This window comes from Actinoplanes sp. NPDC051470, from assembly GCF_040682035.1.
In the GTDB taxonomy this organism is placed as follows: Bacteria; Actinomycetota; Actinomycetes; order Mycobacteriales; family Micromonosporaceae; genus Actinoplanes.
This window is the reverse complement of record NZ_JBFBAA010000017.1, coordinates 73,363-96,550: the sequence shown is the minus strand read 5'-3', so window position 1 is coordinate 96,550 and position 23,188 is coordinate 73,363. Positions and strand designations below refer to the sequence as shown.

Genomic DNA, 23,188 nt, shown 5'->3' with positions numbered 1-23,188 from the left:
TCAGGCCGCCAGCTTGGAGGTCGAGTCGGTGACCCGGCGGATGTCGATGTCGCCGCTCGCGGTGCGGATGCGCAGCTCGAGCTGGGCGCCGGTGGACGCGGCGGTGGCGCCGGGGGCGTCGGCGCCCATGGCCAGCTCGTTGCGGGTGCGGCCGGCGGCCGTGCTCACGTCGAGCCAGACACCGGTGCCGGCCAGGACGCCGACCCGCACGTCACCGGAGGCCGCGCTGAGCCGGGCCTCGCCGGCGCGCAGCAGGCCGACCTTGATGTCACCGGACGCGACCTTGACCGTGGCCGAGCCACCGACGCCGTGGATCTGGATGTCCCCGGACGCCGCCTCGGCCTTGACGTCACCGATGACGTCACCGGTGCGCTGGTCGCCCGACGCGGTGTTGATCCGCAGCGATCCGCCGACCTGCCCGACGGTGAGGTCGCCGCTCGACGACTCCAGCGCGGCGTCGGCGGTGACGTCGCCCAGGCGGAGGTCGCCGGAGGCCAGCTTGACCTGGGCGGTGCCGTAGCGGCCGGTCGCGGTGAGGTCGGCCGAGGCCAGGTCGCAGGCCAGCGAGCTGTCCGACGGCACGCGCACGGTCACCCGCAGCTTGCCGGTGCGCCGGAAGCCCCAGCCGTGCTGCTCGGGCGCCCGGATGATCAGCGTGTCGCCGTCCAGGGTGACCTGGGTGTTCTCGGCGGCCTGGCGGGACGCCTCGCTGCCGTCCATCGGCTGCACGTCGGCGACCACGGTGAGCCGGTCCTCGGCGGTGATGTCGACCCGGCCCGAGGGCACCTTCAGGGCCACGGTGACGGGGGTGGAACGGTCGAATTCGGGCATGGCGAACTCTCCTCACGTACCGGAAGGAAGGGGTTGGTCAGGCTTGGGCGAAGCCGGTGATGCGTTTGCCGGGCCGGTTCGGCGGCGGGCCGGCCGGGCGCTGGACGGCCAGCGTGACCGCCCGGACCAGCCAGGCGTTGACCGAGATGCCCTCGGCGGCGGCGGTCAGCTCGACCTGGGTCTTCAGCGCCTCGGGCATGCGCAGGGTGAGCCGGGTGAGGTCACCCTCGACGGCGGCCGGCGGCACGTGGGCCGGCTCGGTCTCGGCCACTGCCGTCGTGGTCACCACCAGGTCGGCCTCGCGGCCCCGGAGCCGGACCTCGACCGACGAGTCGGGCAGCCGGGTGGTGATCTCGGCGGCCGCGTCGGACAGCGCCTCGAGGAGCGCCAGCCGGGCGGACGCGTCGAGCGAGTGGCTGAGCAGCTCGGCCGCCCGCGCGGTGTCGCTCCCACCCGGCGCGGCGGCCGCGGCGAGATCGGCGCGGAGCGTTTCGAGGTACGGCGTCAGGTCCATGCCACCACTATGACGTCATCCGTGACGTCAGTCAAGCGTCACGATGACGGCAGAGCCGAAATCTCTGACCACGGTCAGACGACAACGACCGGTCGGCGGACAAGACTCATCCCCGCGGGCCGAGGTTCCGGCGCACGGGGAGGCGATGTGATGTCAGGCCGCGAGCAGGGTCGCGAGATAGGCGGGGCCGATGCCTTCGAGCGTCGAGCGCAGGTGCACGCCGTCGGTCGGCGGCAGCTCCAGTTCGGCCGGAATGGCGAGCACCGCGGCCCCCGCCGCCACGGCGCTGGCGATGCCGACCGGGCTGTCCTCGATCGCCACGCAGCGCTCGATCGGCACGCCGAGCAGCTCGGCGGCCGTCCGGTAGGGCTCAGGGTCGGGTTTGGGTGCCTTGACCTCGTCGCCGACCACGATCGCGTCGAAGTTCTCGCGGCCGATCGTGCGCAGCGCCACCTCGACCAGCCGGCGGCCGGTCGAGGTCACCAGCGCGGTCGGCAACCCGGCGTCGCGCACGGCCCGGAGCAGCTCGTAGGCGCCGGGGCGCCACACCAGCCCGTCGGCGAACAGCTCGAAGACGCGGTCGGTGAGCCACGCGACATCCGGCGCCTCGGGCCGGTCGGGCTGGCCCAGGTCGTCGCGCATGATCTGCATGGTGCGGCCCATGTTGCTGCCGATCATCGCGTGCCGCGCCTCGAGCGAGAGCTCACCCCCGGCGAGGGTGGCCAGCTCGCGCAGGGCGACGTCCCAGACTCGTTCGCTGTCGACCAGCGTGCCGTCCATGTCGAAGAGCACCGCGGCGGGAAGTAGTGCAGTCAGGGCCGGCCTCCAGAAGAGCGCGTGAACGACCATTCTCGCCCACCCGCGGTTCACGACAGGTTGCAGGGCTCCAGCGAATCGCGATAACCGTTGGCGAACGCCTGGGTGCGCTGCTTGGCCGAGCCGTGCGAGCCCTCCGCGAACCACGGCTGCCCGGGCTCGTCGCCGACCGCCTCCAGCCCGGCGGCCAGCTCCTCGGTGTCGTCGTCCTGCAGGCTCAGCCGCTTCTGCCGTTCCATGTCGCCGATGTAGGCGCCGGCCATGCAGTCGGCCTGCAGCTCCTGCTGGATCGTGAACTGTTTCTGGATGCCCAGCCGCAACTGGATCGCGTGCGCGTACTCGTGGCCGAGCAGGTAGAAGATGAACGCGTCGCCGACCTGCTGGAACGCGGCGAAGGCCCAGTTGACGTCGTAGGCGATGAAGTCGCCGTCGGAGCAGTAGGCCGCGTTGTTCAGCCCGAGCGGCTGGCCGCCGCAGTCGACCTCGCCCTCCCGCTCGTAGGCGATCACCCGGTTCACCGGCTCGAACCGGATCCCGCTCTGCTTGAAGACCCCTGCCCAGTACTCCTCGGCGATCTTGGTCGCATCACCGATGTCGCCCTTGAACTCCTCGGGGGTGTCGGTGCCGTCGGCGTCGGCGCCGGCGGAGGCTGTTGTGACCGGTGTCTCATCAGGCTCGGGCGGGGCCGCGCCGGGCTGGTCGGGGGCCGACACGCAGCCCAATCCCACCAAGGCGGTCACTAGGGCGACCAGCAGGGCGGGACGTCGGCCGTTCGGGACCGGCATAAGGGTCCTCCGAGGGGTGGCGGGACCGGGGTGTTCCACGATACGTGTAAGGGCCGGACACAGATCATCACCGGATCGGGGTGCTTCATGCTGCTGTCGGGCGAACTGAAGACGGACATCGCCGTGCCCGAGGCGGTGCGCGTCCTCGCGGCCGGGCGCCCGTTGCGCCCGGTCTGGGTCAATGTGCTCGGTGGGACGACCTTCGAGATCGATGACGAGTACGCGCGGAGCTTCGTCAAGTTCGCCCCGGCGGGCAGCGGGCTGCCGCTGGCCCGGGAGGCCGAACGGCTGGCGTGGGCCCAGCGCTTCACCCCCGTGCCCCACGTCCTGGCCGCCGGGAGCGACCACACCGGAACCTGGCTGCACACCGCGGCCCTGCCCGGCGGCAACGCCGTCGACGCCCGCTGGCTGGCCGACCCGGCGCCGGCCGTCGTCGCGATCGGCCGCGGGCTGCGCGCCCTGCACGACCGCCTGCCGGTCGACCAGTGCCCGTTCACCTGGTCGGTGGAGAGCCGGCTGGCGTCGGCCGAGGACCGCTTCGCCCGCGGGCTGATCGACGTGGCCCGGTGGCACGCCGACTACCGCCACCTGACCGTGGCCGAGGCGCTGGTGCAGGCGATGGACCGGCCGCCGATCGACCACCTGGTGGTCTGCCACGGCGACGCGTGCGCCCCGAACACGCTGGTCGACGACGACGGTCGCTGGGCCGGCCACGTCGACCTGGCCACGCTGGGCGTCGCCGACCGCTGGGCCGACCTGGCCATCGCGTCGTGGAGCCTCGACTGGAACTTCGGCCCCGGCTGGCAGGGTGTGTTCTTCGCCGCCTACGAGATCGACCCCGACCCCGAGCGCATCGCCTACTACCGCCTGATGTGGGAGCTCGGTCCCTGATGAGCGGCCCTGATGAGCGGTAGGTTTCCTTCATGAGGCAGGTATCGCTGGCGGGGCTCGACGTCTCCCGCATCGGGCTCGGTTGCATGGGGATGTCCGCGTTCTACACCGGCAAGGGCACCGACGAGGCGGAGTCGATCCGTACCCTGCACCGCGCCCTCGACCTGGGCGTCACCTTCGTCGACACGGCCGAGCGCTACGGCCCGTTCACCAACGAGGAGCTGGTCGGCCGGGCGATCGCCGGCCGCCGCGACGAGGTGGTGCTGGCCACCAAGTTCGGGCTGATGTCACACATCGGCCGCGGCACGCCGGACGCCGCCGGCCGGATCGTCGACGGGCACCCGGACAACGCCCGGGCCGCGATCGACGGCTCGCTGCGCCGGCTCGGCACCGACCACATCGACCTGTACTACCTGCACCGGGTCGACCCGACCGTGCCGATCGAGGACAGCGTCGGCGCGATGGCCGAGTTCGTGCAGGCGGGCAAGGTCCGGCACCTCGGCCTGTCCGAGGCGGCGCCGGAGACCATCCGCCGCGCCTACGCCGTGCACCCGATCACCGCGCTCCAGTCGGAGTACTCGCTGTGGACCCGCGACCCCGAGGACGGCGTGCTCGACACGCTGCGTCAGCTCGGCATCGGTCTGGTGCCCTACTCGCCGCTCGGCCGCGGTTTCCTGACCGGCCACATCACGTCGCCCGACGACTTCGACGCCGACGACTTCCGCCGCGACAACCCGCGGTTCACCGGCGAGAACTTCACCAAGAACCTGGACATCGTGCGCAGCGTGCGCGAGGTGGCGGTCGAGGCCGAGGCGACCCCGGCCCAGGTGGCGCTGGCGTGGCTGCTCGCGCAGGGTGACGACATCGCCCCGATCCCCGGGACCAAGCGGGTGTCCCGGCTCGAGGAGAACGCCGCCGCCGACGCGCTGACCCTGACGCCGTCGCAACTCGACCGGCTGAGCGCGATCGCCCCCGCGGCCGGCGACCGCTACCCCGACATGTCGCAGGTGCGGCGCTGAACATCGAAGAGGTCACGCCGCTGACGACCCGGCCGGTCCGCCGCCCGTGGCTGGTCCAGCAGTGGCGTGACCTGGCCTTCCTGCACTGGCCGGCCGACCCGGCGGTCGTTGCGCCGTTCCTGCCGCCGGGCACCCGCCCCGACACGCTGGACGGCGTCACCTACGTCGGGCTGATCGGCTTCCGGATGGTCGGTCTCGGGCCGCTGCGTGGTCCCGGCCTGCCCTACCTGGGCACCTTCTGCGAGACCAACGTCCGCCTCTACAGCGTCGACGCCCTGGGCCGCCGCGCGGTCGTCTTCCTCTCGCTCGACGCGGAACGCCTGATCCCGGTGCTGACCGCGCAGGCCACGCTGCGCCTGCCCTACCGCTGGGCCCGGATGAGCCTGCGGCGCGAGAACGACACCTTCGAGTACGCCAGCAAGCGCCGCGATGCCACCTCGTCCTTCGCGGTCCGGCGTGGCGCCGCGATCGTCTCCCCCACCCCGCTGGAACACTTCCTGACCGCGCGCTGGGGCCTGCACACCCGCGCCTGGGGCCGCACGGTCCACCTGCCCAACGACCATCCGACCTGGCCCCTGCACCGCGCCGACCTGCTGCGCTGCGACGAGTCCCTGATCGCCGCGACCGGCCTGCCCGCCCCGACCGGCCGTCCGGCCAGCGTCCTCTACTCCCCCGGCGTCCCGGTCGTCTTCGGCGGCCCGTCCGTCGCCCCCGAGTCCCGGTAGTTTCCGGCAGGTCAGCGGGCGGTGACCGCTCCCTGGGCGTGCGGCGCGAGCACCGCGGCGCAGCTCAGGTTGCGGTAGTGGCCGCGGTAGTCGAGGCCGTAGCCGACGATCAGGCCGGGCTGGACGTCGAAGCCGATGTAGGCCGGCGTGTCCCCGAACTGGGGCGTGTCCGGCCGCCGCATCAGCGCGCACACGGCCAGCGAGCGCGGCTGCCGCTGGCGCAGGTTGCCGATCAGCCAGTTCATCGTCAGCCCGGTGTCGATGACGCCCTCACAGATGATGACGTCGCGGCCCTCGATGTCGAGATCAAGATCCTTGAGCAGGCGTACGGAGCCGGACGCCCGGTTGCGGGTGCTGTAGGACTTGATCGCCATCCAGCCGATCTCGACCTGGCCGGGGTAGGCGCGGGCCAGGTCGACGGTGAACGTCGCCGCGCCCGCCAGCACGCCGACCAGCACCGGCGTCCGCCCGGCGTAGTCGGCCGCCAGCTGACCCGCCAGGGCGTACACCCGGTCGCGGATCTGGTCCTCGGTCAGCAGCACAGACTCCAGGTCAGCGGCGACGTGCGAAGCATCCACGCGCGAATCGTAGCCGTCAGAGGACGCGAGCCCAGTTCACCACCTCGGTCACCGGTTGGAAGCCGGCCGAGACGTACAGCTGGATGGCTCTGATGTTGTCGGGCTCGGTCTGCAGCGCCAGCCGGTGCGCGCCCTCCTCGCGGGCCGCCTCGGAGACGTGTGCGAGGAGCTCGCGGGCCAGCCCGGCGCGGCGGGCGGCCGGGTCGACGTAGAGGTCGCGGATCATCCAGATGGTGCGCAGGGTCAGCGACGCGGGTACGACGGACACGGTCAGCATGCCCCGGACCACGTCGCCGTGTCCGGCCGCGAACAGCCGCAGCCGGTCGGTGATCAGCTGGTCGCGGATCCACTCCGCGGTCGCCTCGGGCGCCGGGTTCGCGCCGTAGTGCTGCCGGTACGCGTCGAACTGCGCGACCACGTCCGGGAACCAGGGATGCGTCACGCTCACCCTCACCACCGTCATGTGATCATGATGGCGCATCACCCGTGCCGAAGCGACAAACCGGGCATAATGCCAGGATGGAGCGAGAGCACCCGGTGATCGGCCCGGCCGAGGACGCGACCAGCTTCTTCCAGCCGCGGGGCATCGTCTTCGTGACCATGCTGTGGGTGAGCGCGATCGCCTGGGCGGTCTGCCGCGGCCTCTGGGTGCTGGTCGCGCTGCTCTTCGGCGTACGCCCGGCCGCCGCCGACATCGCCTCCATCGCGGAGAGCCTGATCGTCGTGCCGACGGTCATCGCCTGCCTGGTCATCCTGGTCGCCTGGAACCGGTTCGGGTGGCTGCACAGCTCGGTGCACGGCCTGGAGTTCGCGGCCACCGGCCGGCGCGGCATCGCCATCCCGTGGTCGGGCGTGGCCGCCATCGGGCTGCGGCACCGCGGGGTCTTCACCGAGCTGGTCGTCACGCCGGCCGGCCCCGAGGCGGTCACCGAGCTGCCCGGTCCCGGACGGCGGCCCCGGCGGCGCGGCGACTCGTACCTGGTCGACATCGGACTCATGTCCCCCGGGCCCCGTACGCTGCTCGCGGAACTGCACCGGCGCATGCCCTCCAAGGTCTGAGGAGATCTTTCGGTGGCCGACCTCGTGATCACCCGCGTCTTCGACGCGCCGCGCGCGCTGGTCTACCGCGCGTTCGTCGACCCCGACCAGCTCGCCGCGTGGTTCGGCCCGGTCGGCTGGTCGGTGCCGCGCGACAGCGTGTCGATCGACCCGGTGACCGGCGGCCACCAGCGCCTGACCATGGTCAGCGACGACGACCCGGCCCAGACGTCACCGGTCGAGGCCACGTTCCTCGAGGTGATCGAGAACCAGCTCCTGGTCGGCGAGGCGAACGGCATGCGCCTGAGCATCGAGTTCCACGACGAGGAGGGCGGGCGTACCCGTCTGGTCCTGATCCAGGGCCCCTACCCCGACGACGTCGAAAGCATGGCCCGCGAGGGCTGGAGCTCGAGCTTCACCAAGCTCGACAAACTCCTCGGTTAGTCGAACACGATCAGCAGGGACCTGATCAGGCCGGCGTCGCGGGTGATGGTCAGGGTGCCGGTGCCGCCGCGCGTCCACTCGAACGTCACGACCTCGGTGGCGCCGGTGGCGGTCACCTCGCGCGGGCGCATCGTGTCGTCGGGCGGATTCTCCGCGTACGCCGAGGCGATCGCGTCGCGCCCGTGGAAGGGACCGACCGGCGGGCCGACGAAGGTCATGGTGGCGTCCGGGTGCAGGGTCGCCACCAGCTCGGCCCAGTCGCCGGTGAGCACCGCGGCGTTGAAGCGGTCGATGTGGGCCCGGGCCTCCGACTCACTCACGGCCGGCAGCCGACGTTCGGCGACCGCCCGCGGTTCCCGCGGCCGGCCACCAGGCCCGGAACGCCGCGATCGGGCCCTCGCCCGTGCCCCGCCGGTCGAACATCACCCCGGCAGCCTACCGTCGTACCCGTGCTGCCGAAGACCGATGTGGAACTCCTGAAGGACGGTCTTGATCAGCGCTGAATCGCCGTGGGATCGGGAAGGGACAGAGTGAAGGATTCTTCGGATGTGGTGCTCTCCTACTGGAACGAGCATCGCCAGCAGTTTCGTCAGTCGGAGAATCAGCGGGCCATGATGACCAACTTCGTGCTGGTGATCGCGGCGGCCCTCAGTGGCCTGATCATCCAGCAGAAGTTCGCGCGGACGACGATTCCGCTCGGTGTGCTGATCGCGCTGATCGGCGGGTTCGGCGGGTTCATCTCCGCCAAGTACCACGAGCGCGCGACCTATCACCTCAACCAGGCCCGCGCCCTGACCAGGACCCTCAAGAAACTGGGCGCCCTGGCCGACGACGACAACCTCGACGAGAACCGCCAGAAGCACTACGCCGAGTTCCCCCGCCTCCACCGCATCCGCCTGCACTCGCTCTGGACCGGCCTGCACCTGGCCATCGCCGCCTACGGCCTGGCCTTGACGATCATCGCGATCTCCTGAGCCGGGTCACGCGGTGCGGAAGCGGTTGAGGATGCGCTCGTGGAGGGCCGGCGCGTCGAGGTCGACCGCCACGTCGATCTCGCGGCCCTCGCGCGGGCTGGAGTGGAACCGGCGGCGGTCGGCGATGGTGGCCCCGCGCGCCGGCCCGTGGCCGTTCTCCACATCGACCCAGACCCGTTCGGTACGCAGGCTGCCCGGCCAGACCGCCTCGGCCACGGCGAACAGGTCGTGGACGATCAGCCGCCGCTCGCCGAGGATCCGCTCGTAGAACGCCCAGTTGCCGGCCGCGATGGTGGCCAGTGTGGAGCCGACCCGGCCGGTCGCGCCGAGCGCGGTCATCCACTCCTCGGTGACGCCGGCCCGGTGGGTGAGGTCGAGCGGCACCAGCGTGGTCGGCAGGTCCGAGCCGACGAGGACCTGGCGGGCGGCCTCCGGGTCGCACCAGATGTTGAACTCGGCGCTCGCCGTCATGTTGCCCTCGCGGAAGCCGCCGCCCATCACGACCAGGCGCCCGATCCGTCCGGCGGCCGCGGGATGCGCGGCGAGCAGGGTGGCGAGGTTGGTCAACGGCCCCAGCGCGACCACGGTCACCGGTTCGCCGGCGGCCAGCAGCGTCTCGGCCAGCACGGTGACCGCCGGCCCGGGCTCGACCGGCCGGGTGCGCACCGGCAGCCGGGCCGCCTGCCCGCCCAGCCCGTCCGCACCGTGGGCGTGCTTGGCCGCGCTCAGACTGTGCCCGGCCAGCGGCCCGTCAGCGCCCCGGGCCACGGGAAGGTCCGCCCGCCCGCACAACTCCAGCACCCGCAACGCGTTCGCCGCGGCCATCTCCCCCGGCACGTTCCCGTAGGTCGTCGTCACGAGCCGCAGCTCATGGTCGGGATGCGCCGCCCCCAGAGCCAGCGCGAACGCGTCGTCCACACCGGGATCGGTGTCGATGACCAGCATGGGAACCTACTTTGCGTTGAAGTAGTTCGCGTCCGGGTGGTGCACGATGATCGCGTCGGTGGATTGTTCGGGGGTCAGCTGGAACTCCTCGGAGAGGGTGACGCCGATGCGGGCGGCGTCGAGCAGGCCGGTCAGCTTGGCGCGGTCTTCCAGGTCGGGGCAGGCCGGGTAGCCGAAGGCGTAGCGGCACCCGCGGTAGTCGTTCTTCAGGATGCCGGCCAGGTCGGCCGGGTCACCCGTGGCGACCGTCGTGCCGTCGGCGAAGACCAGCTCGGAGCGCACCCGGCGGTGCCAATATTCGGCCAGCGCCTCGGTGAGCTGCACCGACAGGCCGTGCACCTCGAGGTAGTCGCGGTATTCGTCGGCCGCGAACAGCTTCGCGGTGTATTCGCTGACCGGCTGACCCACGGTCACCAGCTGCAGGGCCACAACATCAAGCTCACCCCGGGTACGCGGGGCGAAGAAGTCGGCCAGGCACAGCCGGCGCTCCTGCCGCTGCCGCGGGAAGGTGAACCGGGCCCGTTCCGTGGCGCCGTTCTCGTCGAGGACGACGAGCGTGTTGCCCTCCGCGTACGCCGGGAAATAGCCGTAGACCACCGACGCCTCGAGCACCTGGTCGGCGATCAGGCGGTCGAGCCAGTAGCGCAGCCGCGGCCGGCCCTCGGTCTCGACCAGTTCCTCGTAGGACGGGCCCTGGCCGCCGCGCGACCCCTTCAGCCCCCACTGCCCGAGGAACGTGGCCCGCTCGTCCAGCAGTGACGCGTAGTCGGCCAGCGGCACCCCCTTGATCACCCGGCTGCCGAAGAACGGCGGCTCGGGGATCGCGACGCCGGTCGCCACGTCCGACCGCACCGAGGTGTCGTCGAGCGGCGGCAGGTTCTCGGTCACCATGGCCCGCTGCCGTTCGCGCCGCGCCCGGCGGGCCGCCAGCGCCGCCTCACGTTCGGGGTCGATCACCGCGGCGCCGCCCCGCTTGGCCGTCATCACCTTGTCCATCAGGGACAGCCCCTCGAACGCGTCCCGTGCGTAGTGCACCTCACCGGCGTACGCGGAACGAAGATCGTCTTCGACGTACGACCGGGTCAGCGCCGCCCCGCCGAGCATCACCGGGTAGCGGCCGGCCAGGCCCCGCGCCGCGATCTCCTGAAGGTTCTCCTTCATCACCACCGTGCTCTTGACCAGCAGCCCGGACATGCCGATGGCGTCGGCGCGATGTTCCTCGGCCGCCTCGATGATCGCGTTGACCGGCTGTTTGATGCCGATGTTGACGACCTCGTAGCCGTTGTTGCTGAGGATGATGTCGACCAGGTTCTTGCCGATGTCGTGCACGTCGCCCTTGACCGTGGCCAGCACGATGCGGCCCTTGCCGGCCTCGTCCTCGTTCTTCTCCATGTGCGGCTCGAGGTAGGCGACCGCGGCCTTCATCACCTCGGCCGACTGGAGCACGAACGGCAGCTGCATCTGGCCCGAGCCGAACAGCTCACCGACCGTCTTCATGCCGTCGAGCAGCACGTCGTTGACGATGGCCAGCGCCGGACCGACCGCCAGGGCCGCGTCGAGGTCGGCCTCCAGGCCGTTGCGCTCGCCGTCGATGATGCGCCGCTTGAGCCGCTCGTCCAGCGGCAGCCCGGCCAGTTCCTGGGCCCGGGTCTCCCGGGCCGACGCCACGTCGACACCCTCGAACAGGGCCATGAACCGGTGCAGCGGGTCGTACCCCTCGCGCCGCCGGTCGTAGACCATGTCGAGCGCGACCTCACGCTGCTCGTCGGGGATGCGCGACATCGGCAGGATCTTGCTGGCGTGCACGATGGCACTGGTCATCCCGGCCTGGACGCACTCGTGCAGGAAGACCGAGTTGAGCACCTGGCGGGCGGCCGGGTTGAGGCCGAACGACACGTTCGAGACGCCCAGGGTGAAGTTGACGCCCGGGTAGAGCTCGCTGATCCGGCGGATCGCGTCGATCGTCTCCAGCGCGTCGCGGCGGGTCTCCTCCTGGCCGGTGGCGATCGGGAAGGTCAGCGCGTCAACCAGGATGTCGGCCCGGTTCAGGCCCCAGTCGCTGGTCAGCGCGTCGATCAGCCGTGCGGCGACGCGTACCTTCCACTCCGCCGTGCGGGCCTGGCCCTCCTCGTCGATGGTCAGCGCGACCACCGCGGCGCCGTGCTCCTTGACGATCGGCATCATCCGGGCGAACCGGGAGCCCGGACCGTCGCCGTCCTCGTAGTTCACCGAGTTGACCACGCAGCGGCCGCCCAGCATCTCGAGCCCGGCCTCGATCACCTGCGGCTCGGTCGAGTCGAGCATGATCGGCAGCGTGGACGCGGTGGCGAACCGGCCGGCCAGCTCGCGCATGTCCTGCGTACCGTCCCGGCCGACGTAGTCGACGCACAGGTCGAGCAGGTGGGAGCCGTCGCGGGCCTGGCCTCGGGCGATCTCCACACAGGCCGGCCAGTCGCCGGCCAGCATCGGCTCGCGGAACGCCTTGGAGCCGTTCGCGTTGGTCCGCTCGCCGATCATCAGCACGCCGGCGTCCTGCCGGAACGGCGACTCGTGGTAGATCGACGACACGCCGGGCGCGTGCTCCGGCGTACGCGCACCGGCCGAAGCGCCTCGCACCGCCTCGACCACCTTGGCGATGTGCTCGGGCGTCGTCCCGCAGCAGCCGCCGACCAGCGAGACGCCGTAGTCGCGCACGAACCGCCCGAGCGCCTCCGCGAGCTCGTCGGGGGTCAAGGGGTAGTAGGCGCCGTCGGCCGCGAGGACCGGCAGGCCCGCGTTGGGCATGACCGAGAGGGGTACGCGGGCATTCTGCGAAAGGAACCGCAGGTGTTCGGTCATCTCGGCCGGGCCGGTGGCGCAGTTGAGCCCGATCAGGTCGATGCCCAGCGGCTCCAGGGCGGTCAGCGCGGCGCCGATCTCGCTGCCCAGCAGCATCGTGCCGGTCGTCTCCACGGTCACGTGGGCGATCAGCGGCACCTTGGCGCCGATCTCGGCCATCGCCCGGTGGGCGCCGACCACGGCCGCCTTGGTCTGCAGCAGGTCCTGGCAGGTCTCGATGAGCACGGCGTCGGCGCCGCCGAGGATCAGGCCGGCGGCGGTCTCGTGATAGGCGTCACGAAGGCTTCGGTACGAGGTGTGGCCGAGCGTCGGCAGCTTCGTACCCGGGCCGACCGAGCCCAGCACGTACCTGGGCTGCCCGGCGGTCGTGAACTGATCGGCCGCCGCCCGCGCGATCCTTGCGCCCGCCTCCGACAGCTCGCGGATCCTGTCTTGAATGTCGTAATCGCCGAGGTTGCTGGCGTTCGCACCGAAAGTGTTGGTCTCGACGCAGTCAGCCCCGGCCGCGAGATAGGCCTCGTGCACGCCGCGGATCACGTCCGGCCGGGTGACGTTGAGAATCTCGTTACACCCCTCGAGGCCCTGGAAGTCGTCCTCGACGCTGAGGTCCGCGGCCTGCAGCATCGTGCCCATCGCCCCGTCGGCGACCAGAACACGTTGGGACAGCGCGGAAAGCAGTTCTTCGGACGCCATCTGGCCAGGCTAGTCGCGGGTGTGCTTTCGTGCCGAATGGTTGGCCGTCACGGCCCACCACTGTGAGCGCGCTCTCGATCTCCGGCGCGGCCGCCGGGTGCGCTCCAGGCGCGGCACGTAGGCTCTGTGAGTACGAATGGCGGAAGGTGGAGAACGTGAGCGAGTTCGACGGCCTGCCCGTGCTGCGTTCCCCGGTGGCGATCGCAGCATTCGAGGGCTGGAACGACGCGGCCGACGCGTCCACCGCGGCCGTGGAACATCTCGAGCAGGTGTGGGAAGCGCGCCAGATCGCCGCGATCGATCCCGAGGAGTTCTACGACTTCCAGGTGAGCCGGCCGACGGTCACGATGACCGAGGGCGAGACCCGTTCGATCGAATGGCCGACGACCCGGTTCATGCAGGCCTCCCCGCCCGGCGCCGACCGTGACGTGGTCCTGATCCGCGGCATCGAGCCGAGCATGCGCTGGCGCACCTTCTGCGAGCAGGTCCTGGAGATCTGCCACAGCCTCGAGGTCGAACGCATCGTGCTGCTCGGCGCCCTGCTCGCCGACGTGCCCTACACCCGCCCGCTGCCGATCAGCGGTTCCGCGTCCCGCCCCGACGTCGCCACGAAGTACCAGGTGGCGCCCACCCGCTACGACGGCCCGACCGGCATCGTCGGCGTCCTGCAAGAGGCCTGCGGCCGAGCCGAGGTCGACGCGTTGTCGTTCTGGGTGCACGTCCCGCACTACGCCAACAACCCGCCCTGCCCGAAGGGGACGCTCGCCCTCCTGCACCGCCTCGAGGACGTGCTCGACCTCCCGGTCCCGATGGCCGAGATGGCCGAGGAGGCCGACGAGTGGGAGAAGCGCGTGCGAGCGGCCGCCGAACAGGACGCCGAGCTGGGCGAGTACGTGCGTGAGCTGGAGGAACGGGTCGGCGACGCCGGCATCCAGCCGCTGACCGGCGACGAGATCGCCAGCGAGTTCGAGAAGTACCTGCGGCGCCGGGGCGGCTCGGCCGGCCCCACGGCGGGTTCCTGGTAGGTCTGCTCAGAACGTAGGCCTGCTCAGAACTGTCCGGCGTGGATGGCCGCACGGAACGTGGCCCATTCGTCGAGGTCGAGCTTGATCACCTTGCCGGGCTCGCGGCTGTTGCGAAGGTAGACGAACTCGCCGTCGGAGGCCACTTCGGCACACGCCCCGTTCGAGCAGAAGCTGCTGCGTTCCCAGACCAGGTTCTCGAGTGTTGCCATGGGAACCTCCCCTCGCTCCGCCGTCAGCGTACTTGACCTCGCCGCCTTAACGAAGACTTAGGATTGACACAAAAATGGCGCGCCGGCCACGAGCCGGCGCGCCATCAGAAAAACTCAACGCGGGAAGTCGCCCGCCCGGATGCCCTCGAGGAACCCGCGCCAGTCGCCGTGCGAGACCTCCAGCATGCCGCCGTCGGGCCGCTTGCCGTCACGCACAGCCACGAAATCTGGGCCGTCCGCCACTTCCACGCATGCGGCGTCGCCACAATACGTGCTCTTGATCCACTTCGTTGTGGCCTGCGTCATCGATCCTCGCTTCTCACTGTGCCTCGAGAGCGGCGGCCTCGGCGATGATCCGCCGGGCCGACCTTTCTTCGGACAACGAACGTTCCCATGCTTCAACGAATGCGGTGCGATGAAGTTCTACCAGTTCGTGATCATCGTCCAGTGAGTCGGTCCCCGCTAGCTCACGATAGAGCACTTCACCTGCGAAGACGCCGCGATCAAGACGCATCAGGCCGAACATGCCGATGCCGGTCAGCAGCCCCTCGGCCATCGGCAGGATGCGGATCTTGACGTTGGGCCGGCGGGCCGACGCGGCAAGATCACGAAGCTGCTCCGCCATCACGCCCGCGCCACCGACGTTCATCATCAGCAGCGGCTCGTAGAGGACGACCTTCAGCTCCGGCGGATCCTCCGACTCCAGCGCGGCGCGACGACGCTGGGCGCGCACCTCCATCCGGACCTTGAGCCGGTTGTCGGCGATCGCGGGATCGAAGAAGCGCAGCACGGCCTCGGCATAGGCCGGTGTCTGCAGGCTTCCGGGGACCACGTAGGTCAGGAACCATTCCATCGAGTCGGCCACGGCCTCGAACTGCACCTGCTGGACGGAATTCGGGGTGAGGTGCTCACGGAGGTCGGCGTCGACCACATAGCGCTCGCGCCGGGAGACCCGGGCCTCCTCGAGCAACCGGTTGACCGTCTCCGGGTCGGTGATGTCGAGGAGGTCGAGCACCGACCGCAGATCGGTCGCCGACACGTTGACCTCACCCAGTTCGATACGCTGCACCTTGGAGAGCGACCACTCCATCTCGTCGGCGACCTCGGTCTGCGTCAGACCCTTGGCGTCCCGGGCCGCCCGCAGGGCGTGCCGAACCCGCCATCGGGAGACGGCTGGGTGTTCGGCCCGCCCGGACACGACTGTGTGCCTCCATCGTCGATAACGCTGTGTGAGCCTGCTGTACCTCTGTCAGCTATACCGCAGACAGGAAAAGTACACCACCGTGGCAGGCCCGATCGGTCGCGGATGATTACGACTTCGCGTCTTCCCTTCGTTCGATGGCCCGGATCAGGCCCCGGCAGGCCGCGTCGAACTCGTGCCTCGGCAGCTCGAACACGACCACGTCCTGGCCCTTGTAGGTGGCCCGGAGCTCGGAGCACGACCGGGCCCGGGCCCGCCGGCGCTCGATGATCGCGACGGCCACCGCCACGGCGAAGACGATCAGCGCCAGCGGCAGCGCCCAGCCACCCAAGCGGGTGGCCACCAGTCCGACGACGATCGCGGACGAGCCCAGCGCCCACAATCCGGTGGTCCACGGCAGATCGTCGTGCTGCACCGTGCAGCCTCGCAGTTCGGCGACGACCCACAGACGCCACCCGTGGTCGATCCGGACCTTGACGAGCTTCTCCGTGATCACCACATGGCGGCTTCGGTAGTAGACGGTCATCTGCTTCACCTCCTTCCGCGCGGGTCTTGCACCGCCCGGAAAGGAGGAGAAGGATGGGATTTGAGCGGGCACACCCTTTCCCCTCTCCGGGGTCGGATGCCCGAGGCGGCGCTCAGTGGCAGCTGGGCGCCGCTTCCTTCGTCCACGGACCCCATTCGTGACTCTGACGTCAGTATGCGGCCAAGCGGACGTACTTGCTATACCGCAGATTGCGGTATCGCCGTCAGGATTTGCCAAATGTCAGCAAGTGGCTGGAGGCGCCCAGCAGGGCCGGCTCCGCCTCCAGGCCCCGCAGCACGGCCAGGAGCTCGACCGATGTCACCGGGTCGGCCAGCAGTTCGGTGATCCGGTCGGTCATGGTCCAGACCGGACCCTCGACGGCGAACGTCCGTACCCCCGTCAAACCGGCCGCCGCCGCCTCCAAGATCGGCTCCCCCGGCGCGTGGAAGTAGGCCGTGGTGAACACCTGGCGGTCCCGCGTGGGAAGGTGCCGGCCGTGCGCGATGTCGGCCAGGGTGATCGCCCGAATCTGTCGGTCGCCGAAGAGGCCCCGCGACACGATGTCCAGCAGGGGCGCGTGCCGGGTGATCGTCGCGCCGGCCACGACCCCGCCCGGGCGGGCCACCCGCACCGCCTCCCGCCAGGCAAGCGCACGGGCCACCGGCTCGAGCAGGTGATAGAGCGGCCCCATCAGCAGCACGGCGTCCGCGGAGTCGGAGGACAACGGCAGCGAGCGGGCGTCGCCCAGGATCGCGGTCACCGAGGGCAGGCCGGACGAGGCCGCGACGTGCGAAGGCACCGGGTCGACCACGGTCACCGAGTACCCGGCCCGCCCGAGCGGACCCGCGTAGACACCGGTGGCCCCGCCGACGTCGACGATCACCGCGGGCGGCGGCGGCAGGATGCGGGTCAGGATGTCCCAGGTACGCAGGAACTCCAGGCGCCCGACACCGGCGGCCAGGCGATCGGTCTCACCGCCACGCTCGTAGTAGGCAAGGATCTCCGGGGTCAGCATGGCTCGACGATCGCGCGTCACCGGGAGCAGAGCAACCGGAATCGCCGTGCCGGCTCAGCGCCAGAAGACGGCGACCGCCGCGTTGGCCAGGGTCAGGCCGACGATGGCCAGGAAGTGCCCCTTGGCCACCGACTCCCTCTTCCGCGGCACGACGACCATCACGAAGATCAGCAGCGCGATCACCAGCTTGACGGCCAGCTTGATCGGATCGGGTTCGGCGTCGCCACCCCCGCGCAGCGGCGCGGCGAGGCCGATGCCGCTGAGCAGCTGGACGATGGCGCCCCACAGGACCGCCTTGTTGATCCGGATCTTGCCGCTGAGGTACTGCGTGACCAGGCCGCCCAGCAGGAGCGCGAAACCGATCAGGTGCACGTACAGAAGGATCAGCCGGAGTGCTTCCACGACCGAGAGCTTCCCAGACCGCCGACAGCGTGTCGCTGCCGGGCCGGGCACGCCGCCTGAGGCATCCTAGGAACCTAGGTGCAGGAGGTACGCGATGACGATCAACCCGGGCGCCGCCGAATTTCCGCATCGGCAGATCGCCACCCAGCTCAAGGAGCGCATCCGCCGCGGCGACTGGCAGCCGGGCGAGCGTCTCCCGTCGATCCCGGCGATGGCCGAGATGTTCGGCGTCGCCAAGCAGACCGTGCAGCGGACCGTCGACCAGCTGCGCGTCGAGGGCATCCTGATCACCAAGCCGGGCTCCGGCACGTACGTCCGCGGCACCCGCCGCCGCCTCAACCGGCTCGCCCGCGGCCGCTACGGCTCACACCGCGGCTACCACGCGGATCTCGCCGCCCGCTACCGGCAGCAGCTGGTCGCGGTGGGCCGCGAGCCCGCTCCCCCGGAGGTCGCGGACGCGTTCGGGGTGCGCGACGGAACCGAGATGCTGGTCCGCCGGCACGTGGTGCGCACCGACGACGCCACGGTCGAGGTCGGCGCCTCGTGGTTCCGGCTGAAGGACGTCACCGGCACGTCGCTGGAGCGCCGTGAAGCGTTCGGGCGGCCGCTGTACCAGGAGGCGGAGGAGGCGCTCGACCGCCGCTACGCCTCGGCGACGGACACGATCAGCGCCCGCCAGCCGAGCCGCGAGGAGGCCGAGATCCTGCAGATCCGCCCGGACACCCCGGTGCTCCACCTGCTGCACGTCGCCTTCGACGAGTCGCGGAAACCGATCGAGGTGTCCCAGGCGACATGGCCGGGCCCGATGACCACGCTGACCGAGGACTACCGCATCCCCGCGCCCACGCCGGACCCCGACCCGGATCCCGGATTCGCGCTGGCCTGAGAGGGACAGAACACCTAGAGCTTGATGCCCAGCAACGCGTCCACCGTCCGCGCCATGACGGCGGGTGCGGTCACGTCATCACCGGCGCCGGCGACCGCGGCCTCGGCCCACGCGTCCACGAGCACCAGCGCGGCCGGCGCGTCGAGGTCGTTCGTGAGCGCCTCGCGTACCGAAGCGAGAAGCCCTTCGCCGGACGGCCCGGCACCGGCGGAAGCGGCCGAACGCCACCGCGCCAGCCGCTCCTGACCGGTCTTGAGGACGTCGTCGGTCCACTCGCGGTCGGTGCGGTAGTGGCCGGCCAGCAGCCCGAGCCGCAACGCCATCGGGTCGACGCCGTCGCCGCGCAGCCGGGACACGAAGACCAGGTTGCCCTTGGACTTCGACATCTTCTCGCCGGCCAGCCCGATCATCCCCGCGTGCACGAAGTGGCGGGCGAACGGCCGGTCACCGGTCAGCGTCTCGGCGTGCGCGGCCGAGCACTCGTGATGGGGATAGAGCAGGTCGTTGCCGCCGCCCTGCACGTCGATCGTGGTGCCGAGCAGGTGGAGCGCGATCGTGGCGCACTCGATGTGCCAGCCGGGCCGCCCCGGCCCCAGGTCACCACCGTCCCAGGCCGGTTCGCCGTCGCGGGCGCCACGCCAGAGCAGCGGGTCGAGCGGGTCGAGCTTGCCCTCGCGCCCCGGGTCGCCGCCGCGCTCGGCCGACAGCGTCACCATCTCGTCCCGCGACAAGTGTGACTCGTACCCGAATGAAGGCGCCGCCGCCACCTTGAAGTAGACGTCCCCCGTGCCGTCCTCCAGCGTGTACGCCGAGCCGCCGGCGATCAGGTCACGGACATGCGAGGCGATGCGCGGGATCGACTCGACCGCCCCCACGTAGTGCGCCGGCGGGATCATCCGCAGCGCCTCCATGTCCTCCCGGAACAGCGCCGTCTCGCGCATGGCCAGGACGATCCAGTCCTCACCGTCCCGGGCCGCCCGCTCCAGCAGCGGGTCGTCGATGTCGGTGACGTTCTGCACGTACGTCACGTCGTGCCCGGCGTCGCGCCACACCCGCTGCGCCAGGTCGAACGTGATCATCGTGGCCGCGTGCCCGAGGTGGGTCGCGTCGTAGGGCGTGATGCCGCAGACATACATGGACGCGGTCCCGGCCGGCGCGCTCTCGAACACGCCCTGGCGCGCCGAGTCGTAGAGCCGCAACTCACGCGACGTCCCCGGCAACGACGGCACCTCATGCCCAACCCAAGCGTCCATCCCAAAACCCTATCCAGCGGATTTCCGTGTAGCTGTGATCCGTGCCTCTCGCCCGGTCAAAATCAAGATCAACTTCAAGAGCAGGAGGTCGCAGCCGGGTGGGTGGTCCAGACCGTCGCTCCCGCCGAGGGTCGCTCCGCTCCACCTGCGTGCGAAGTCACCCCAACCCCCAAACCCATTCCCGCCCCACCCCATCACCCAACGGGGCGGCCGCGCGCCCAGCCCGTCAACCCGCCACCGGGACCCCTGACACCAGGTCTCCACGCGCAAATAGCTCGGAGTGGCGGAACAGGCCCCTACACCGGGGGCCAGGGGACGGCGGGCCAGTCGGTGGGCGGGTCGGGGAACTTGGCCACGCGGAGCAGCCGCTTGACGCGGAGGCGGATGTGCTGGACCTCGGAGATCGTCAAGTGCTCCTCGAGGGCCTCGCCCAACGAGCCGTCGAGCGCCGCCCGCAACGACGACAACGTCTCGACCGCCTCGGCCGGGAGCGCCTTGCCGGTCCAGCCCCAAAGGACCGTGCGCAGCTTGTTCTCGACGTGGAAGCTGACGCCGTGGTCGACGCCGAAGACGCGGTCGTCCGGGGCGTAGAGGACGTGGCCACCCTTGCGGTCGGCGTTGTTGATCACGGCGTCGAGGACGGCCAGGCGGGCCAGGCGCGGGTCGTCGGCGTGGGCCAGGGCGTAGGCGTCGCCCTCTTCGTCGCGGGCCGAGGCGACCGCCAGCCAGCCCTCGGGCACGTCGTAGGCCGGGACGAAGCCGATCAGCGAGGAGGCGTCGTCGGGCTCGTCGATCCAGAGCTGGCAGGCGCCGACGCCGAGCGGACCGTCGCGCAGGATCGTCGGGGGCACCAGGCCCCAGCCGGTCGACTGGGAGACCAGGTAGGCCGACACCTCGCGGCCGGCCAGCGTGCCGTCGGGGAAGTCCCACAACGGGCGCTCGCCGCGCACCGGCTTGTAGACGCAGCGCCGGTTCAGCCCGTCGAGGGTGATCTCGGCGCGCAACGTGGTGTTGGACGCGTCGACGAGGCGGCCCTCGAGCTCCATCTCGCCGCGGGTCAGCAACTCGACCGCGTCGTCCTCGGGCAGCACCGAGATCGTCACCGGTGGTAGCCGTTGTGCCGGGGGCACAGGTGCCCGGCGGGGTCGAGGGGCTGGCCACAGAGCGGGCAGGGTGGGCGGCCGGCGGCGACCACGCGGCGGGCCCGGTCGATGAACTCGCGGGTCTTCTCGGGGGTCAGCCGCACCCGGAGCCGGTCGAGGTCGTCGTCGGGCTCGTCCTCGTCGTCGTCATCGTCGTCGGCCACCTCGTCGTCGTCGGCGCCCAGGTCGACCTCGGCCTCGCCCTCACCGGCCTCGATCGCCTCGATCACGACCGTGGTGGTGTCGACGTCGAAGGCCAGCCCGAGGGTGCCGACCCGGAATTCCTCGTCGACCGGCGTGTCGAGCGGCTCGTTGTCGTGCAGGGCGAGCACCGGCGCGTCGGGCAGGTCGACGCCGAAGCGGCGGCCGGCCTCGGTGAGCAGCTCCTCGAGCTTTTCGGCGAGGAGTGACACCTGCACCTTCTCCAGGGCGACGCTGACCACGCGGCCACCACCGCGGGCCTGGAGGAAGAAGGTGCGGTCGCCCGGCTCGCCGACCGTGCCGGCGACGAACCGCTCCGGCGGCTCGAAGGCATGCACCTGGTGGGTCATACGAAAAAGCCTATCCGCCCCGGGACGCGAGCGCGCAGCGCACCGGCGGGGTTCGCCGAGGGCGCAACCGCGCTTTACGCTGCGGAAACAGTCAACTACGCGGTGTCACCACCGCCCCCGCCGCCCACCGGCGCGTCGCTGGACGCCGGCGCCGCCGGGATGAGGCTGGTCAAGTCGCTGGTGTCGTTGAGACGCACGAGGAACGGGCGGGTCGGCGTGTACCGGATCACGCTGATCGACGCCGGGTCGGCCACGATCCGCTGGAACTCGTCCAGGTGCAGACCCATCGCGTCGGCGACGATGGCCTTGATCACATCGCCGTGGCTACAGGCCAGCCAGAGCGCCTCGGGCCCGTGCTCGGCCGTGACCGCCGCGTCCCAGCGGCGCATCGCGGCCACCGCGCGGGCCGACATCGCGGCCATCGCCTCGCCGTCCGGGAAGGTCACCGCGCTGGGGTGCTGTTGCACCACCGGCCACAGCGGGTCCTTGGCCAGCTCGGCCAGCGGCCGGCCCTCCCACTCGCCGTACCCGCACTCGATCAGGCCGTCGTCCTCGATCGGCTTGGCCTCGGGCAGGGCCAGCTCGAGCGTCTGCCGGCAGCGGATCAGCGGGCTGGTCACCACCTTGGTCAGCGGCAGCGCGCGCAGCCGCTGCCCGGCCCGCTCGGCCTGGGACCGCCCGGTGTCGTCGAGCTCGACCGGCTGCCGCCCGGCCAGGCCGCCGCTCGCGTTCGCGGTGGTCCGGCCGTGCCGCATGAGCAGGACGGTGGCCACTAGGACGCCACCCCGGCCTCGTCGAACGCCTCGGCCACCACGCGCAGGGTGTCCAGACCGGACTTCAGATCTCCCACGTACGGGCTGACCGACAGCGTGGTGACGCCGGCCGCGGCGTATTCACGGATCCGCTCGACGATCACCGGGCGCGGGCCGACCAGGGCCGTACGCTCGATGAACTCCTGCGGGACGGCCGCCGCGGCCTCCCGGATCTTCCGGTCGAGGTAGAGGTCTTGAACCTCCTTGGCCGCGTCGCCGAAGCCCATGCGTACGGCCAGGCGGTTGTAGAAGTTCTGCTCGCGGCTGCCCATGCCGCCGACGTAGAGCGCCGCGTAGGGCCGGATCACGTCGGCGCAGGAGGCCACGTCGTCGCCGATCGCCACCGGCACGCTGGGCGCGATGTCGAAGCCGGTCAGCCCCTGGCCCGCCTTGGCCCGGCCGGCCTCGATGTGGCGCAGGTGGTCGGAAGCCGTCCGCGGGTCGAAGAAGATGGCCAGCCAGCCGTCGGCGATCTCGCCGGCCAGCTCGAGGTTCTTCGGGCCGACCGCGGCCAGGTAGATCGGGATGTGCTCGCGCGGCGGGTGGAAGCCGAGCCGCAGCGCCTTGCCCGCGCCGCCGGGCAGCGGCAGGGTGAAATGCTCGCCCTCGTACGCCACCGGCTTGCGGCCCAGGGCCAGCTTCACGATGTCGACGTATTCCCGGGTCCGGCCGAGCGGTTTGGCGAAGCGCACGCCGTGCCAGCCCTCGGAGACCTGCGGCCCGGACACGCCCAGCCCGAGCCGGAACCGGCCCCCGGAGAGCGCGTCGATGGTCGCCGCGGTCATCGCGGTCGCGGCCGGCGTACGCGCGGGAATCTGCATCACCGCCGCGCCGACGTCGATGCGCTCGGTCTGGCCGGCGATCCAGGCCAGCGTCGACGGCGAGTCGGAGCCGTACGCCTCGGCGGCCCACACCACCGAGAAGCCGAGCCGGTCCGCCTCACGCGCGAGCGCCAGATGATCGGCGGGCGTTGTCCACGCCGCCTGGTAGCCGAGGTTGAGTCCGAGCCGCACGAGCCCTCCCGAAACAATAGGGAAACCTGACCTGAGCCTACTGACCCGCTCGTGAGGCATCT

28 protein-coding genes are annotated in these 23,188 nt (G+C 71.1%); 8 read left to right on the top strand and 20 right to left on the bottom strand.

What is annotated here, in order from left to right; genetic code table 11:
- From AB0M54_RS27920 to AB0M54_RS27905, 4 genes are all read right to left on the bottom strand, one after another.
- Positions 1-831 (bottom strand): DUF4097 family beta strand repeat-containing protein, encoded by an 831-nt coding sequence (locus AB0M54_RS27920; protein WP_364474518.1) that lies wholly within the window; start codon positions 829-831, stop codon positions 1-3.
- A 37-nt stretch (positions 832-868) separates the two neighbouring features.
- On the bottom strand, positions 869-1,345 hold the full coding sequence (locus AB0M54_RS27915; protein ID WP_364474516.1) for a toxin-antitoxin system HicB family antitoxin: 477 nt from the start codon (positions 1,343-1,345) through the stop codon (positions 869-871).
- Between the two features lie 153 nt (positions 1,346-1,498).
- Positions 1,499-2,194 (bottom strand): HAD family phosphatase, encoded by a 696-nt coding sequence (locus AB0M54_RS27910; protein ID WP_364327594.1) that lies wholly within the window; start codon positions 2,192-2,194, stop codon positions 1,499-1,501.
- Between the two features lie 17 nt (positions 2,195-2,211).
- On the bottom strand, positions 2,212-2,874 hold the full coding sequence (locus AB0M54_RS27905) for a neutral zinc metallopeptidase (RefSeq protein ID WP_364474514.1): 663 nt from the start codon (positions 2,872-2,874) through the stop codon (positions 2,212-2,214).
- A 159-nt stretch (positions 2,875-3,033) separates the two neighbouring features.
- Between AB0M54_RS27905 and AB0M54_RS27900 the strand changes: the two genes are divergently transcribed.
- From AB0M54_RS27900 to AB0M54_RS27890, 3 genes are read left to right on the top strand one after another with little or no spacing between them, the layout of a single operon-like run.
- The gene (locus AB0M54_RS27900; RefSeq protein ID WP_364327600.1) at positions 3,034-3,837 is read left to right on the top strand and encodes an aminoglycoside 3'-phosphotransferase; all 804 of its coding nucleotides are present in this window, start codon (positions 3,034-3,036) and stop codon (positions 3,835-3,837) included.
- Between the two features lie 32 nt (positions 3,838-3,869).
- The gene (locus AB0M54_RS27895) at positions 3,870-4,856 is read left to right on the top strand and encodes an aldo/keto reductase (protein ID WP_364474512.1); all 987 of its coding nucleotides are present in this window, start codon (positions 3,870-3,872) and stop codon (positions 4,854-4,856) included.
- Complete coding sequence (locus AB0M54_RS27890; RefSeq protein ID WP_364474606.1) at positions 4,853-5,581, top strand: DUF2071 domain-containing protein; 729 nt, start codon at positions 4,853-4,855, stop codon at positions 5,579-5,581. The genes AB0M54_RS27895 and AB0M54_RS27890 overlap by 4 nt, the downstream gene beginning before the upstream one ends.
- An 11-nt stretch (positions 5,582-5,592) precedes the next feature.
- Here the strand turns inward: AB0M54_RS27890 and hpt are convergent, their stop codons facing one another.
- Together hpt and AB0M54_RS27880 are read right to left on the bottom strand one after the other, a co-directional pair.
- Positions 5,593-6,159 (bottom strand): hypoxanthine phosphoribosyltransferase, encoded by a 567-nt coding sequence (gene hpt / locus AB0M54_RS27885; protein WP_364327606.1) that lies wholly within the window; start codon positions 6,157-6,159, stop codon positions 5,593-5,595.
- A gap of 16 nt (positions 6,160-6,175) precedes the next feature.
- A complete protein-coding gene (locus tag AB0M54_RS27880) occupies positions 6,176-6,622 on the bottom strand; it encodes a GNAT family N-acetyltransferase (protein WP_364327608.1) in 447 nt (148 codons plus the stop codon).
- A 56-nt stretch (positions 6,623-6,678) separates the two neighbouring features.
- Between AB0M54_RS27880 and AB0M54_RS27875 the strand changes: the two genes are divergently transcribed.
- Together AB0M54_RS27875 and AB0M54_RS27870 are read left to right on the top strand one after the other, a co-directional pair.
- On the top strand, positions 6,679-7,218 hold the full coding sequence (locus tag AB0M54_RS27875; RefSeq protein WP_364327611.1) for a hypothetical protein: 540 nt from the start codon (positions 6,679-6,681) through the stop codon (positions 7,216-7,218).
- A 12-nt stretch (positions 7,219-7,230) separates the two neighbouring features.
- Positions 7,231-7,641: an SRPBCC domain-containing protein gene (locus AB0M54_RS27870; protein ID WP_364474511.1), complete on the top strand. Its 411-nt coding sequence runs from the start codon at positions 7,231-7,233 to the stop codon at positions 7,639-7,641.
- Here AB0M54_RS27870 and AB0M54_RS27865 read toward each other — a convergent pair.
- Positions 7,638-7,961 (bottom strand): nuclear transport factor 2 family protein, encoded by a 324-nt coding sequence (locus AB0M54_RS27865; RefSeq protein ID WP_364327617.1) that lies wholly within the window; start codon positions 7,959-7,961, stop codon positions 7,638-7,640. The two genes, AB0M54_RS27870 and AB0M54_RS27865, sit on opposite strands and share 4 nt — an antisense overlap.
- Positions 7,962-8,171: 210 nt before the next feature.
- Here AB0M54_RS27865 and AB0M54_RS27860 point away from each other — a divergent pair, with 210 nt between their 5' ends.
- Entirely contained in the window at positions 8,172-8,615 is a 444-nt protein-coding gene (locus tag AB0M54_RS27860) for a hypothetical protein (protein WP_364474509.1), read from the top strand.
- A 6-nt stretch (positions 8,616-8,621) separates the two neighbouring features.
- On the opposite strand, the gene AB0M54_RS27855 is transcribed toward AB0M54_RS27860, so the two are convergent.
- Together AB0M54_RS27855 and metH are read right to left on the bottom strand one after the other, a co-directional pair.
- Positions 8,622-9,560 carry a nucleoside hydrolase gene (locus tag AB0M54_RS27855; RefSeq protein WP_364327623.1) on the bottom strand — a complete coding sequence of 313 codons (939 nt, stop codon included), beginning with the start codon at positions 9,558-9,560 and terminating at the stop codon, positions 8,622-8,624.
- Between the two features lie 6 nt (positions 9,561-9,566).
- Positions 9,567-13,091, bottom strand: a complete 3,525-nt coding sequence (gene metH / locus AB0M54_RS27850) for a methionine synthase (RefSeq protein ID WP_364474507.1) — start codon at positions 13,089-13,091, stop codon at positions 9,567-9,569.
- 155 nt (positions 13,092-13,246) lie between these two features.
- Here metH and AB0M54_RS27845 point away from each other — a divergent pair, with 155 nt between their 5' ends.
- Positions 13,247-14,116 carry a PAC2 family protein gene (locus AB0M54_RS27845; RefSeq protein WP_364327629.1) on the top strand — a complete coding sequence of 290 codons (870 nt, stop codon included), beginning with the start codon at positions 13,247-13,249 and terminating at the stop codon, positions 14,114-14,116.
- Positions 14,117-14,139: 23 nt separating this feature from the next.
- Here the strand turns inward: AB0M54_RS27845 and AB0M54_RS27840 are convergent, their stop codons facing one another.
- The 6 genes from AB0M54_RS27840 to AB0M54_RS27815 all read right to left on the bottom strand — a co-directional run bounded on the left by AB0M54_RS27840 (position 14,140) and on the right by AB0M54_RS27815 (position 17,469).
- Positions 14,140-14,325, bottom strand: coding sequence for a DUF397 domain-containing protein (locus AB0M54_RS27840; RefSeq protein ID WP_364474505.1), 186 nt, complete (start codon positions 14,323-14,325; stop codon positions 14,140-14,142).
- A gap of 114 nt (positions 14,326-14,439) precedes the next feature.
- Positions 14,440-14,631 (bottom strand): DUF397 domain-containing protein, encoded by a 192-nt coding sequence (locus AB0M54_RS27835; protein WP_364327632.1) that lies wholly within the window; start codon positions 14,629-14,631, stop codon positions 14,440-14,442.
- 13 nt (positions 14,632-14,644) lie between these two features.
- The gene (locus AB0M54_RS27830; protein WP_364327635.1) at positions 14,645-15,523 is read right to left on the bottom strand and encodes a helix-turn-helix transcriptional regulator; all 879 of its coding nucleotides are present in this window, start codon (positions 15,521-15,523) and stop codon (positions 14,645-14,647) included.
- 112 nt (positions 15,524-15,635) lie between these two features.
- Positions 15,636-16,052, bottom strand: a complete 417-nt coding sequence (locus AB0M54_RS27825) for a DUF6232 family protein (RefSeq protein ID WP_364474503.1) — start codon at positions 16,050-16,052, stop codon at positions 15,636-15,638.
- 223 nt (positions 16,053-16,275) lie between these two features.
- Positions 16,276-17,067 (bottom strand): class I SAM-dependent methyltransferase, encoded by a 792-nt coding sequence (locus tag AB0M54_RS27820; RefSeq protein WP_364474501.1) that lies wholly within the window; start codon positions 17,065-17,067, stop codon positions 16,276-16,278.
- 54 nt (positions 17,068-17,121) lie between these two features.
- A complete protein-coding gene (locus tag AB0M54_RS27815) occupies positions 17,122-17,469 on the bottom strand; it encodes a hypothetical protein (protein WP_364327644.1) in 348 nt (115 codons plus the stop codon).
- A 94-nt stretch (positions 17,470-17,563) separates the two neighbouring features.
- On the opposite strand from AB0M54_RS27815, the gene AB0M54_RS27810 reads away from it, so the two are divergent.
- Positions 17,564-18,355, top strand: a complete 792-nt coding sequence (locus tag AB0M54_RS27810) for a GntR family transcriptional regulator (RefSeq protein WP_364327646.1) — start codon at positions 17,564-17,566, stop codon at positions 18,353-18,355.
- Positions 18,356-18,369: 14 nt separating this feature from the next.
- Here the strand turns inward: AB0M54_RS27810 and mshC are convergent, their stop codons facing one another.
- From mshC to AB0M54_RS27785, 5 genes are all read right to left on the bottom strand, one after another.
- Positions 18,370-19,608 carry a cysteine--1-D-myo-inosityl 2-amino-2-deoxy-alpha-D-glucopyranoside ligase gene (gene mshC, locus AB0M54_RS27805; protein WP_364327649.1) on the bottom strand — a complete coding sequence of 413 codons (1,239 nt, stop codon included), beginning with the start codon at positions 19,606-19,608 and terminating at the stop codon, positions 18,370-18,372.
- A 296-nt stretch (positions 19,609-19,904) separates the two neighbouring features.
- A complete protein-coding gene (locus AB0M54_RS27800; protein WP_364474604.1) occupies positions 19,905-20,705 on the bottom strand; it encodes an SCO1664 family protein in 801 nt (266 codons plus the stop codon).
- Positions 20,706-20,707: 2 nt separating this feature from the next.
- Positions 20,708-21,301: a DUF3090 domain-containing protein gene (locus AB0M54_RS27795; RefSeq protein WP_364327651.1), complete on the bottom strand. Its 594-nt coding sequence runs from the start codon at positions 21,299-21,301 to the stop codon at positions 20,708-20,710.
- A 95-nt stretch (positions 21,302-21,396) separates the two neighbouring features.
- Positions 21,397-22,074: an MSMEG_4193 family putative phosphomutase gene (locus AB0M54_RS27790; RefSeq protein ID WP_364474499.1), complete on the bottom strand. Its 678-nt coding sequence runs from the start codon at positions 22,072-22,074 to the stop codon at positions 21,397-21,399.
- A complete protein-coding gene (locus AB0M54_RS27785) occupies positions 22,074-23,126 on the bottom strand; it encodes an LLM class F420-dependent oxidoreductase (RefSeq protein WP_364474497.1) in 1,053 nt (350 codons plus the stop codon). Before AB0M54_RS27785 ends, AB0M54_RS27790 begins: the two co-directional genes overlap by 1 nt.
- Between the last annotated feature and the right edge of the window lie 62 nt (positions 23,127-23,188).